A 12,680-nucleotide genomic window follows, 5' to 3' on the forward strand; every position below is an offset into this window, starting at 1 on the left:
GACCGCGGACGGGGTCGCCGATCCGGCGGATCTCCTCAAGGCGGTGCGAGATGTAGACGACGGCGACCCCGTCCGCGGTCAGCGAGGCGACGATCCTGAAGAGGTTGTCGACCTCGTCGGGGTCGAGGGCGGCCGACGGCTCGTCCATCACGATGAGGCGTACGTCGTGGGAGAGCGCCCGGGCCATGGACACGATCTGCTGCTGGGCCGCGGAGAGTTCACCGACCGCGCGGGCCGGGTCGATCTCCGGATGGCCGAGCCGTTTCAGCAGGGCGGCCGCCGATGTGCGGCCCTCGCGGGTGCGGACCACGAATCCGGCGCTGGTGGGTTCATGGCCCAGGAAGACGTTCTCGGCGACCGACAGGCCCTCGACCAGGTCGAGTTCCTGGTAGATGGTGGCGATCCCTAGCCGCATCGCGGTGATGGGCGACTTGAGTACGGCCGGCGCACCGCACCAGGTGATCTCGCCGTCATCGGGCTGGTGGGCGCCGGCGAGGACCTTGATGAGCGTGGACTTGCCGGCGCCGTTCTGGCCGAGGAGGCAGTGGACTTCGCCGGCCTGGACCTCCAGGTCCACGCCGTCGAGGGCGCGCACACCGGGGAAGGACTTGGTGATGCCGGACATGGTGAGCAGCGGTGGTTCTGGAGCCATGACGAATCCCCTCGGCGGATGGGGTGCCCCTGCGCGGGCGAGTCCGGAAGCAGGGGGAAGGGCCGGTGAGCGGGCAGGACGCAGTACGGTCCCGGGGGTGTCCCCCGGACCCCGGCCTGGGCGCGGGGCGGTGCCTTGGTGCCGTCGGGCCTCGATGCGGGCCGGTGAAGGGCAGGGTGGGTGCGGGATCGTGCCGGATCAGGCAGGTGAAGGAACAGGCGGTGAAGCGGGCGGTGAAGAATCAGGCGGGTGAGAAGAGGTGGTCGCTGATGAGCCTGGCCGCGCCGATGACTCCGGCGGCGGGTCCGAGCTCGCCCAGCACGATCGGGAGGTTTCCGGTGGCCAGCGGCAGGGACTGCCGGTAGACCTGGGTCCGGACGCTGGCCAGCAGCGTGTGGCCCAGTCCGGTCACCCCGCCGCCGATCACCACCAGACCGGGGTTGAAGAAGCTGACGAGTCCTGCGATGACCTGTCCGACCCGGTTGCCGCCTTCACGGATCAGGTCGAGCGAGGTGGGGTCGCCGGCGGCCGCGGCGGCGGCGACGTCGACGGCGGTGAGTTTCCCGGACGCCTCCAGCCGGGCAGCGAGCTCCAGGGACTGACCGGCGCGGGCCGCGTCCTCGGCGTCGCGGGCCAGTGCGGCGCCGCTGAAGTGTGCTTCCAGGCAGCCCCGGTTGCCGCAGGCGCAGGGACGGCCGTCGGGTTCGACCTGGATGTGGCCGATGTCGCCGGCGCTGCCCGTCGTACCTCGGTGGACCTCTCCGCCGACGACGATGCCGCAGCCGATACCGGTGCCGATCTTGACGCAGAGGAAGTCGCCCACGGAGCGGGCGACGCCCGCGTGCTGCTCCCCCATCGCCATCAGGTTCACGTCGTTGTCGACCATGACGGGGCAGCCCAGATCCTGGCTGAGCGCCTCGCGGACCGGGAAGCCGTCCCAGCCGGGCATGATCGGCGGTGCGACCGGGATGCCTTCGGGGAAGCGGACCGGCCCCGGTACTCCGATGCCCGCGCCGTCGAACCCTTCGGCGAGCCCGGAGGCCCGGAGCTTGGCCGCCATGGACAGCACCTGCTCGAAGATGGCGACGGGGCCTTCGCGTACGTCCATGGGGTGGTTGAGGTGCCCCAGGACCTCCAGTTCCGCGTTGGTGACCGCCACATCGACCGACGTGGCGCCGATGTCGACGCCGAGGAAGCGCAGTGCCGGGGCGAGCCGGATGTTGTGCGAGCGACGCCCGCCGCGGGATGCGGCGAGTCCGTCGGCCACGACAAGGCCGGTCTCCAGCAGTCTGTCCACCTCGACGGCGAGCTTGGAGCGGGAGAGATCGACCTGATCCCCCAGCTGTGCCCGTGAGTTGGGCCCGCCGTCGCGCAACAGCCGGAGCAGTCGCGCCTGATGCGCATTCGCGGGTCGTGCCGTCATTCGTCTCACGCGCCCCTCCCCGCCACATCGGCCTGTCCGTCGGGCTTTGGAGGGGAACGTAGCAGCGCTTGCCGGGAGTGGGAAGAAGTTGCGCAGGAATCCACCACAACTTTCTCCACCCTGAGGACAAAGGGGGGTGACGGGTCCGCCCGCCGGGCCGGGACACGGAAACGTCCCCGACCGCGGCGGCGCCGGCGATCGAGGACGTGAGCGGTTGAGGTTCTTAAGCCTCTTCGCGCTGGTGGTACGTCTGACGGGTGTGCTCGGTGTGGGTCCGCATGATAGCCGTCGCCCGCTGCTCGTCGTGCGAGGAGATCGCGGCGATCAGCGAACGGTGCTCGATCCAGGACTGCGTACCGCGCTGCCGGGCGACGGGGGTGTAGTACCAGCGGACCCGTCGGTCCACCTGCCCGGCCAGTTCGGCGAGGACGACATTGCCGGCCAGCTCCATGACCTTGGCGTGGAAGGCGGCGTTGGTCGCCACCGCCAGGTCCACGTCGTCGTCGGCGACGGCCTGTTCACCCTTGGTGCACAGCTCCTCCAGTGCGGAGATGCCCGCCGGGGTGGAGTGGGCGGCTGCGAGGCGGGCGGCCTCGGCCTCCAGGAGCATACGGACCGAGAGCAGCTGGTCCGCCTCCTGCTCCGTGGGTTCATGGACGAACGCACCCTGGGCGGGCCGCAGATCGACCCATCCCTCGGTGTTGAGCCGCTGCAACGCCTCACGCACCGGCTGCCGGGACACGCCCAGATGTCCGGCCAGCTCACTCTCGACCAGATGCTGGCCGGGACGGAGCGCCCGGGTGGTGATGAGTTCGAGCAGCGCCTCGTAGACGCGCTCGCGCAGCGGACCGGGCCGCACCAGCTTCGGCACAGCCCCCTGCGGCAGTCCTGTGGACAACATCGCGGTCCCCCTCCGGGCGACGAGCAATTGCTTATCGTCTACAGTCTACCGATCTCGCTCTCCGTCAGGGACAGCGGATGACCTGTCCCGCGTAGCTCAGGTTCCCGCCGAAGCCGAAAAGCAGCGCCGGAGCGCCGGTGGCGACCTCGCCCCGTTCCACCAGTTTGGACAGTGCCATCGGGATCGAGGCCGCGGATGTATTACCGGAATCCACCACATCCCGGGCGATGACCGCGTTGACGGCACCGATCTTCCGGGCGACGGGTTCGATGATCCTCAGATTGGCCTGATGCAGCACCACCGCGGCGAGATCCTCGGGGGTGATTCCCGCCTTCTCGCACACCTTGCGCGCGATGGGCGGCAGCTGCGTGGTGGCCCAGCGGTAGACGGACTGCCCCTCCTGGGCGAAGCGCGGCGGCGAGCCCTCGATCCGTACCGCGTCCCCCATCCCCGGCACGGAACCCCACAGGACCGGCCCGATCCCGGGCGGCCGGCCGGCCGGCCCGGAGTCGGCGACCACGACAGCGGCACCGGCGCCGTCGCCCATCAGCACACAGCTGGAGCGGTCGGTCCAGTCGACGATGTCACCCATCTTGTCGGCGCCGATCACGAGCGCACGCGTGGCGGCGCCCGCCCGGACGGCGTGGTCGGCGGTGGCGAGGGCGTGGGTGAAACCCGAACAGACCACGTTGATGTCCATCACCGCGGGCGAGGACATGCCGAGGCGGGCGGCGACCCGGGCCGACATGCTGGGCGAGCGGTCGATCGCGGTGGAGGTGGCGACCAGGACCAGATCGATGTCGGCCGACTGGAGCCCTGCGGCGGCGAGCGCCTTGGCCGCCGCGTGCGCGGCCAGCTCGTCCACCGGCTCGTCGGGGCCGCCGAGGTGCCGGGTCTTGATCCCGACGCGGCTGGTGATCCACTCGTCACTGGTGTCGACCATGGCCGCCAGATCGTGGTTGGTGAGTACCTTGGCGGGCTGATAGTGGCCGAGCGCCACGACACGTGAGCCGGTCATGTTCAGGTTCCCCTCGCTACATATGGCAGGAACCATCCAGTCTTGGTCGCTACCGTCCGGTACAAGGGCACGTGATCCCACAGGAATACCGCCCGGAGGTTGGAGGCTTGACAACAGCCCCGGGCGTCGTCAAGGCATACTGTAGGCAGAATTCTGTCGACTTTACGGTGCCGGCTCCCCGCCTCAGGTGCCGGACAATGAACCGTCGAGGTCACCTCGCCGCACGGGACCCGGTGATCCGCGGCATCCTCTGCATCAAGGGCCGTTTCGGCCTCCACCACGCACAGAATCGGGGCTGACTGTCATGGGACGGGTCACCGAGCGCCGCCGCACCATCCGCATCCGGGACGGAGCCGTCTCCACCCGCCCGGACACCCTCGTCGCCGAGGAGCCCCTGGAGATCCGGCTGAACGGCAAGCCGCTCGCCATCACCATGCGCACCCCGGGCGACGACTTCGCGCTCGCGGCCGGCTTCCTGGTGAGTGAGGGCGTGATCGGTGAGGGCTCCGAGGTGCAGTCGATCGTGTACTGCGCCGGAGCGACGGCCGACGGGGTGAACACGTACAACGTGGTGGACGTGAAGCTCGCGCCCGGCGTCGTGGTCCCCGACATCACGCTGGAGCGCAACGTCTACACGACGTCGTCCTGCGGTCTGTGCGGCAAGGCCAGCCTGGACGCGGTCCGCACCACGACCCGGCACCCGGTCGCCGACACTCCCCCGGTCCGGGTCACACCCGAACTACTGGCCGCCCTCCCCGACCGGTTGCGCGCCTCGCAGCGGGTCTTCGACCGGACCGGGGGCCTGCACGCGGCGGCGCTGTTCTCCGAAACGGGCGAGCTCATCGACATACGGGAGGACGTCGGCCGGCACAACGCGGTCGACAAACTGGTCGGCCGCGCCCTGACCGACGGCCGGCTGCCGTTGTCCCGGGCGATCCTGCTGGTCTCGGGCCGGGCCTCGTTCGAGCTCGCGCAGAAGGCGGTGATGGCCGGTATCCCGATGCTGGCGGCCGTCTCGGCGCCGTCGTCCCTCGCGGTCGACCTGGCGGCCGAGACCGGACTGACCCTGGTCGGATTCCTGCGGGGGCCTTCCATGAACGTGTACGCGGGAGAGCACCGCATCACCCTGGAGGAGCCGGCCGTCCAGGGCTGAGGCGCCCCGTGGCCGTTCCCGGCCGCTCAGCCCACCGGGGCGGTCTCCCGCGACGCCGTACTGCCGGAGGTGTCCTCCAGGGGATCCCGGGCCCGACGCTTCGCGATCACGGCGCACACCATGAGCTGCATCTGGTGGAAGAGCATCAACGGCAGCACGGCAAGGCTCGCCTGCGCGCCGAACAGGACGCTGGCCATCGGCAGTCCCGACGCGAGGCTCTTCTTGGAGCCGGCGAACTGGATCGCGATGCGGTCCTCGCGGCCGAAGCCGAGCCGCTTCGCCCCGTACCAGCTCAGCGCCAGCATGGCGGCCAGCAGCACCGCTTCGACGGCGAGCAGCGCACCGAGCCGGGCCGGGGTCACCTGGTGCCAGATACCCGCGACCATGCCCTCACTGAACGCGGTGTAGACGACCAGGAGGATCGAGCCCCGGTCGACGAGGCCGAGGATCTTCTTGTGGCGGGTCAGGAAGCCGCCGATCCAGCGGCGCAGCAGCTGCCCCGCGAGGAACGGCAGCAGCAGCTGGACGCCGATCTTCAGCAGGGCGTCCGCGGAGAAGCCGCCACCGTTGTTGCCGAGGAGCGCCGCCGCGAGCAGCGGGGTGACGAAAATGCCCGCGATCGAGGAGAAGGAGCCCGCGCAGATCGCGGCGGGCACGTTGCCGCGGGCGATCGAGGTGAAGGCGATCGACGACTGGATGGTCGAGGGGACGAGGCAGAGGAAGAGGAGGCCGCTCTGCAGCTGGGGCGTCAGGACGTACGGCACCAGCCCCCGGCTCGCCAGGCCCAGCAGCGGGAAGGCGACGAACGTGCACGCCAGGACGGTGAGGTGGAGCCGCCAGTGCCTGAGTCCTTCGACGGCTTCGGCGGTGGAGAGCCGGGCGCCGTACAGGAAGAACAGGAACGCGACCGCTCCGGTGGAGGCCCCGCCCGCCACATCGGCCGCGGTGCCCGAGGCCGGCAGCAGCGCCGCCAGTACGACGGTGCCGATCAACGCCATGATGTACGGGTCGACCGGCAGCCAGGACGGCAGTCGCGGGGTTCGGCGGCTCATGTGCTCCACGTGTCTCTCGTTCAGAAGCGTGCGCCCACCATCCTGCGCCTGATCACCCACATCGGGAATCCCGTATACCGCTCTGACTGTCATCACGGTTCGCGATAACCTGGCGCCATGTACGACCCGGCACAGCTGCGCACCTTCCTCGCCGTCGCCCAGACGCTCAGCTTCACCGCGGCCGCGCGTCGGCTCGGGGTTCGGCAGTCAACGGTCAGCCAGCACGTGCGGCGGCTGGAGGACGCGACCGGGCGTCAGCTGTTCACCCGGGACACGCACCGGGTCGACCTCACGGTGGACGGCGAGGCGATGCTCGGCTTCGCGCGGACGATCCTGGAGGCCCACGAACGGGCGTCCGCGTTCTTCACCGGCACCCGGCTGCGCGGGCGGCTGCGCTTCGGGGCCTCGGAGGACTTCGTGCTGACCCGGCTGCCGGAGATCCTCCAGTCGTTCCGCCGCGACCATCCGGAGGTCGAGCTGGAGCTGACCGTCGAACTGTCGGGAACGCTGCACCAGCAGCTGGCCGCGGGCCGTCTCGACCTGGTGCTAGCCAAACGGCGGACCGGGGACACCCACGGGGAGCTGGTCTGGCAGGACGCGCTGGTCTGGATCGGTGCGCCGCGGCTGCGGATCGACCCGGACAGACCGGTACCGCTGATCCTCTTCCCGCCGCCCGGCATCACCCGGGCCCGCGCGCTGGAGGTACTGGAGGAGCAGGGCCGCTCATGGCGGGTCGCCTGTACGAGCGGCAGCCTCAGCGGGCTGATCGCGGCCGCCCACGCGGGGCTCGGGGTGATGGCGCACACGCGCGGCCTGGTCCCGCCGGGGCTCGTTCCGGTGGCGGCCAGGGCAGGGCTGCCGGACCTCGGTGACGTGGACTTCGTCCTGCTGCACGGGCGGCGGCGGGACGGTGCGCAGCAGGCGGCGGACGCACTGGCCGCGGCGATCCTGGCGGGCGGCGACCGGCTGCTCCGTCCGCGCGGCGGGGTGGGCGCGATCGGTCCGCAGGACCGCGCATGACGGGGTGCGGGGAGGGGGAGGATGAACGGGACGCGGCGGCGCCTCCCGAGCGGCCCGGCCCGGCCGGCCCGACAGTGACGGACGGATCGCCCATTTCCGTACACAACCGCGTGATCGCGGCGTACAGATTCGGTGGAGATTCCCGCGCGAGCCACTTACTCCATAGTCAGAAGCGTGCCCGGGCCTTGCCCATCTGGCCGGATTTCACCACCTGACCCGTGCATATGGAACCTGGTACGGGACGTTCCCGGCACTCCCGGCGCGACGTCCGGTGGGGTAGCGTCACGGCGCTGTGCGGAGCGCCACAAGGAGCAGGTCATTGCGTGAGTTCACTGTCCCACCCATGGCGGCCGCGCCCCACGTAGGCGGGCTCGCCGATGTCGTGTTCGACTACGCCGAGGAGGATCCGCACCGGGTCGCGCTCGGCCGGAAAGATGCGGACGGACGCTGGCGGGATGTCACCTCGGCGACGTTCCGTGACGAGGTGCTGGCGTTGGCCAAGGGGCTGATCGCGCACGGCGTGCGGTTCGGCGACCGGGTCGCCCTGATGTCGCGCACGAGGTACGAGTGGACCCTCTTCGACTTCGCCCTGTGGGCGGTGGGCGCTCAGTCCGTGCCGGTCTATCCGACGTCGTCGGCCGAGCAGGTCCTGTGGATGCTGCACGACGCCGAGGTGTCCGCGGTCATGGTCGAGCACGAGGACCACTCGATGACGATCGCGTCGGTGATCGACCGGCTGCCGCAGCTGAAGCGGCTGTGGCAGCTCGACGCCGGAGCGGTGAGCGAGCTCGTCGAGGCCGGCGCCCACGTCGAGGACGAGGTCGTGCACAGGCACCGGCGCGCGGTGACCCCCGACTCGGTCGCCACCGTCATCTACACCTCGGGGACCACGGGACGCCCGAAGGGCTGTGTGATCACGCACGCCAACTTCATGTTCGAGACGGAGACGATGGCGTCCCGCTGGGAGTCGGTCTTCCACTCCAAGCCGGGCGACGAGGCGGCGACACTGCTCTTCCTCCCGCTGGCGCACGTCTTCGGGCGGATGGTGGAGGTCACCGCGGTCCGCGGCCGGGTGAAGCTGGGCCACCAGCCGGAGCTGTCGGCGAAGGCGCTGATGCCGGACCTGGTGTCGTTCCGTCCCACGTTCATTCTGGCGGTGCCCTACATCTTCGAGAAGGTCTTCAACGGTGCCCGGCGCAAGGCCGAGGCGGAGGGACGGATCGGTCCTTTTGACAAGGCCGTCGACATCGCGGTGAAGTACGCGGAGGCGATGGAGGCGCGGGCGTTCGGCACCGGCCCCGGTCCGTCCGCCGGGCTGCGGATGCAGCACCAGTTCTTCGACAAGGTCGTGTACAAGAAGGTGCGCGAGGCGATGGGGGGACGGATCCGGCACGCCATGTCGGGTGGCTCGGGGATGGACCGGCAGCTCGGGCTGTTCTTCGCGGGCGCGGGCGTCACCGTGTACGAGGGGTACGGCCTGACCGAGACGACGGCCGCGGCCACGGCCAACCCGCCGGAGCGCACCCGGTACGGCACGGTGGGCCAGCCGATCCCCGGCACGACCGTGCACATCGCCGACGACGGCGAGGTCTGGGTGTACGGCGCCAACGTGTTCGGCGGCTACCTGGGCGATCCGAAGGCCACGGCCGCGGTCCTCAACGACGGCTGGCTGGCCACCGGGGACCTGGGCGCGCTGGACGAGGACGGCTATCTGACGATCACCGGACGCAAGAAGGAGATCCTGGTGACGTCCGGCGGCAAGAGCGTCTCACCAGCGGGCCTGGAGGAGAGGGTGCGGGCGCATCCGCTGGTGGCGCAGTGCATCGTCGTCGGCAACGACCGGCCGTACATCGCGGCGCTGGTCACCGTCGACCAGGAGTCCGTGGAGCACTGGCTGGCGATGCAGGGGCGGCAGGCGCTGACCCCGGGAGAACTGGTGCGGGACCCGGACCTGGAGATGGAGGTCCGGCGCGCGGTGGTGGCCGCCAACACGGCGGTCTCCCAGGCCGAGTCGATCCGCACGTTCCGGATCCTGGCCCACCAGTTCACCGAGGAGCACGGCCTGCTGACACCGTCGCTGAAGCTCAAGCGCAAGGCGATCGAGACGGCGTACGCCTCCGAGGTGGACGCGCTCTACCGCTGACCGGCCCCGGCCCCGGACCCGGACCCGGACCCGGACCCGGCCGCTGCGCGGCTCGGCTCGGGGAGGTGCCGCGCGGACGGTGCCTGCGGCTCAGGACGAGCGCCGCACGGACGGCACCTGCGGCTCAGGGACGAGTGCCGCACGGACGACACCTGCGGCTCCGTGCGTGTGCCGCTCCGGCGGCATGCTGCGGGAGTACCGTTTCCGGTGAGAACGGCGCCCGTGCGGGAATGTGCGGGCCGCCTTGATCGTTCACTCTGGGAGTCCCACCCCACAACGTTAGGATCGACCGCTCGTGAGCCAGGTCCCCTCCCTCACCCTCAACAACGGCGTCGAGATGCCGCAGCTCGGTTTCGGAGTCTGGCAGGTGCCGGACGACGAGGCCACGGCAGCGGTCGCCACGGCCATCGAATCCGGGTACCGCAGCATCGACACCGCCGCGATCTACCAGAACGAGGTGGGCACCGGAAAGGCGATCTCGGCCTCCGGTGTCGCCCGCGACGAGCTCTTCGTCACCACGAAGCTGTGGAACTCGGATCAGGGTTACGACGCGACGCTGCGCGCCTTCGACGCCTCCCTCGACAAGCTGGGCCTCGACTACGTCGACCTGTACCTGATCCACTGGCCGGTGCCGGCCAAGGACGCCTACGTCGACACGTACCGGGCGTTCGAGAAGATCTACGCCGACGGCCGCGCGAAGGCCATCGGCGTGTCGAACTTCCTCCCCGAGCACCTGGAGCGCCTGCTGGGCGAGACCTCCGTGGTGCCGGTGCTCAACCAGATCGAGCTGCACCCGCAGCTCCAGCAGGCCGAGTCGCGTGCGCTGCACGCCGAGCACGGCATCGCGACCGAGGCGTGGTCCCCGCTCGGTTCCGGCAAGGGCCTCCTGGAGGTCCCGACGGTCGTCGCGGTCGCGCAGAAGCACGGCCGCACCCCCGCCCAGGCGGTGCTGCGCTGGCACCTCCAGACGGGCAACGTGGTGATCCCCAAGTCCGTGACGCCGTCGCGGATCGCGGAGAACATCGACGTGTTCGGCTTCGAGCTGGACGCCGACGACCTGGCCGCGTTCGCGGCACTGGACGAGGGCAAGAGGCTCGGCCCGAACCCGGGCGAGTTCAACGCCGGCGCCTGAGGGCCTGTCCGGCGGTCAGGCCCTGTCCGCCGCCGATACCCCTGTGACCGCCGCCCGGCCCGGAGCCGGGCGGCGGTTTCGCGTACGAGACATCCGAGGCGTCGGACGCGTCGGACGCGTACGAGACATCCGACGCGTAAGAACACCACACACAGCGCGAGCTGCACGAAGGGACCGGAGATGGCCGGGGACACCGCGCCCGTTGTCGGGGCAGGCCTTTACCGGCTGCGCAACGTGGGCAGCGGGCTCGTGCTGGAGGTGCGGGACGCCGCGAAGGGCGGCGGCGCACCGGTGCAGCAGAACGACGCCGACGGATCGGCCGCCCAGCACTGGGAGTTCACCCCCGTCCACGAGGGCGCCGCTCTGCACCACGTGGTCAACGCCCACAGCGGCAAACGGCTGGACGTGCGCGGAGCCTCCACGGAGAACGGGGCCGTGATCCAGCAGTGGCGGGCGAACAACTTCGGCGCCCAGGAGTGGCTGGTCGAACGGCACCTGGAGGCACCCGGCACGGTGACGCTGGTGAGCTTCGTCAGCGGACTGGTCCTGGAGGTCGCCGACGGCAGTACGGCGAAGGCGGCGCCCGTCCAGCAGTGGGAGGACACCGACTCCCCCGGCCAGTGGTGGCGGCTGGAGCCGGTGCCCGGGACGGCTTCCCCGTGAGCTCTCCCGCTCAGGCGCGGCGGCCCAGGTGGACCGTGCGGGCCAGCAGCAGGTAGGTGTCGGGGCGCCGGTGCAGTCCGGCCGGGTCCTCGGGGTCGAGCAGCCGGTCCAGCACCGCGATGTCGTCGGCGGCCAGCCGGTCACGCAGCCCGTCGCGGCGGCGGGTGAGTTCGGCGACGACGTGCTCACGCGCCACGTCGCCGAGCGGCGCGGGAAGGTCGAGCAGGAAGCTGCGGGTGCCCTGCGGGGCGAGGCCCACCGCGGTGAAGAGGGCCGACCAGTCCTCGTTCTCGCGCCGGGCGTCGGGCAGGTCCGCCCGCATCTCCTCGAAGAGCTCGGCCTGCACCGCCTCCATCCTGGCCTCCAGGCCCGGCCGGCCGAAGCCGAGATCGCGCGGGAGCTGACGCGGCTGCAGCCCGCCCTCGACGAGCGCGACGGTGCCGCCGGGGTTCAGCAGCGCGGCGAAGCCGGCCAGCACGGCGCGCTGGTCGCCCATGTGGTGCAGGGTGTTGCCCGCCCAGATCAGGTCCGCCTGCCCCAGCCCCGCGAGCCCGTCGGGGAGTTCGGCGTGCAGGGTGGCGACCCGGTCCCCGAGCCCGAGCCGCTCGGCGCGGGCTCGGGTGCGCTCCAGCAGGGCCGGGGTGCCGTCGACCGCGACGACCTCCGCGTCGGGGAACGCCTCGGCGAGCAGACAGGAGATCACGCCCGGTCCGCTGCCGATGTCCAGGACCCTGCGCACCTTCGGCGCGTCGGGCAGGCCGGCGATCCAGCGGGCCGCCTGCGTGTACTGCTCGCTGCTGAGTTCGGCGTTCTGTTCCAGCAGCGGACCCATGACGTCCCAGTCGGGGTCGTTGGGTCCGTGGTGGTGTCCCTGGGTGCCGCCGTGCTGGTGGTCGTGCGCGTGGGCGGCGTCGTGGTGGTGGCCGTGCCCGGAGTGGTTGCTCATGGGAACAGCGTCACCACAGCGTGGCCGTGGGGCAAACTTTGTTGCCGTTACGGCAAGCCGCCGCCTTTGCGGTAGTCCTGCGGGCTGACCCCGCGGACGCGTTTGAAGGCGGTGCTGAAGGCGAACGCCTGGCTGTAGCCGACCTTGTGGGCCACCGCCTCGACGGTGGCGTCCGTCTCGCGGAGCAGATCCGCGGCGACGGCGAGGCGCCAGCCGGTCAGATAGGCCATCGGCGGCTCCCCCACGAGCTCGGTGAAGCGCCGGGCCAGCCCGGCCCGGGACACCCCGGTCCGGCCTGCCAGCGCTGCCACCGTCCAGGGGTGGGCGGGTTCGTTCTGGAGCAGCCTCAGCGCCTGGCCGACGACGGGGTCCCCCAGGGCCCGGTACCAGGCCGGGGCCTCCGCGCCCGGCCTGGAGAACCAGGTGCGCAGGGCGTCGATCAACAGGAGGTCCAGCAGGCGGTCCAGTACCACGCTCTGGCCCGGCTCGTCCCGCGCGATCTCGTCGTCGAGCAGCGCGGGCAACGGTCCCGGCCGGCCGCCGGAGGGCAGCACGAGCAGCGGGGGCAGCGCGTCGA

General features: G+C 71.1%; 12 protein-coding genes. 5 read left to right on the forward strand and 7 right to left on the reverse strand.

Translation table 11 applies throughout. The features are described 5' to 3' along the window. From JGS39_RS27460 to JGS39_RS27475, 4 genes are all read right to left on the reverse strand, one after another. Positions 1-652: ATP-binding cassette domain-containing protein (locus tag JGS39_RS27460; protein ID WP_219572285.1), on the reverse strand; the 652-nt coding region annotated here is incomplete at its 3' end. 241 nt (positions 653-893) lie between these two features. After that, positions 894-2,075 (reverse strand): ROK family transcriptional regulator, encoded by a 1,182-nt coding sequence (locus JGS39_RS27465; RefSeq protein WP_219572286.1) that lies wholly within the window; start codon positions 2,073-2,075, stop codon positions 894-896. A 223-nt stretch (positions 2,076-2,298) separates the two neighbouring features. After that, a complete protein-coding gene (locus JGS39_RS27470) occupies positions 2,299-2,976 on the reverse strand; it encodes a GntR family transcriptional regulator (RefSeq protein ID WP_219572287.1) in 678 nt (225 codons plus the stop codon). A 64-nt stretch (positions 2,977-3,040) separates the two neighbouring features. After that, on the reverse strand, positions 3,041-3,994 hold the full coding sequence (locus JGS39_RS27475; protein WP_219572288.1) for a beta-ketoacyl-ACP synthase III: 954 nt from the start codon (positions 3,992-3,994) through the stop codon (positions 3,041-3,043). Positions 3,995-4,298: 304 nt separating this feature from the next. On the opposite strand from JGS39_RS27475, the gene fdhD reads away from it, so the two are divergent. Then, complete coding sequence (gene fdhD / locus JGS39_RS27480) at positions 4,299-5,147, forward strand: formate dehydrogenase accessory sulfurtransferase FdhD (RefSeq protein ID WP_219572289.1); 849 nt, start codon at positions 4,299-4,301, stop codon at positions 5,145-5,147. Positions 5,148-5,173: 26 nt separating this feature from the next. Here fdhD and JGS39_RS27485 read toward each other — a convergent pair whose 3' ends face one another. Then, a complete protein-coding gene (locus JGS39_RS27485; protein ID WP_219572290.1) occupies positions 5,174-6,199 on the reverse strand; it encodes a bile acid:sodium symporter family protein in 1,026 nt (341 codons plus the stop codon). A gap of 117 nt (positions 6,200-6,316) precedes the next feature. Here JGS39_RS27485 and JGS39_RS27490 point away from each other — a divergent pair, with 117 nt between their 5' ends. The 4 genes from JGS39_RS27490 (at position 6,317) to JGS39_RS27505 (ending at position 11,157) form a co-directional block, all read left to right on the forward strand. Next, positions 6,317-7,219: a LysR substrate-binding domain-containing protein gene (locus JGS39_RS27490; RefSeq protein WP_219572291.1), complete on the forward strand. Its 903-nt coding sequence runs from the start codon at positions 6,317-6,319 to the stop codon at positions 7,217-7,219. Between the two features lie 343 nt (positions 7,220-7,562). Beyond that, positions 7,563-9,362, forward strand: coding sequence for an AMP-dependent synthetase/ligase (locus JGS39_RS27495; protein ID WP_219572296.1), 1,800 nt, complete (start codon positions 7,563-7,565; stop codon positions 9,360-9,362). Positions 9,363-9,657: 295 nt separating this feature from the next. Then, positions 9,658-10,494, forward strand: coding sequence for an aldo/keto reductase (locus JGS39_RS27500; RefSeq protein ID WP_219572292.1), 837 nt, complete (start codon positions 9,658-9,660; stop codon positions 10,492-10,494). 180 nt (positions 10,495-10,674) lie between these two features. Further along, positions 10,675-11,157, forward strand: coding sequence for an RICIN domain-containing protein (locus JGS39_RS27505; protein ID WP_219572293.1), 483 nt, complete (start codon positions 10,675-10,677; stop codon positions 11,155-11,157). 10 nt (positions 11,158-11,167) lie between these two features. On the opposite strand, the gene JGS39_RS27510 is transcribed toward JGS39_RS27505, so the two are convergent. Both JGS39_RS27510 and JGS39_RS27515 read right to left on the reverse strand, forming a co-directional pair. Then, positions 11,168-12,103 (reverse strand): class I SAM-dependent methyltransferase, encoded by a 936-nt coding sequence (locus tag JGS39_RS27510; RefSeq protein ID WP_219572294.1) that lies wholly within the window; start codon positions 12,101-12,103, stop codon positions 11,168-11,170. Between the two features lie 47 nt (positions 12,104-12,150). Beyond that, the coding region (locus JGS39_RS27515; RefSeq protein WP_219572295.1) for a helix-turn-helix transcriptional regulator at positions 12,151-12,680 on the reverse strand (530 nt) is incomplete at its 5' end.

This window comes from Streptomyces poriferorum (assembly GCF_019399235.1).
GTDB classification, from domain to species: Bacteria; Actinomycetota; Actinomycetes; order Streptomycetales; family Streptomycetaceae; genus Streptomyces; species Streptomyces poriferorum.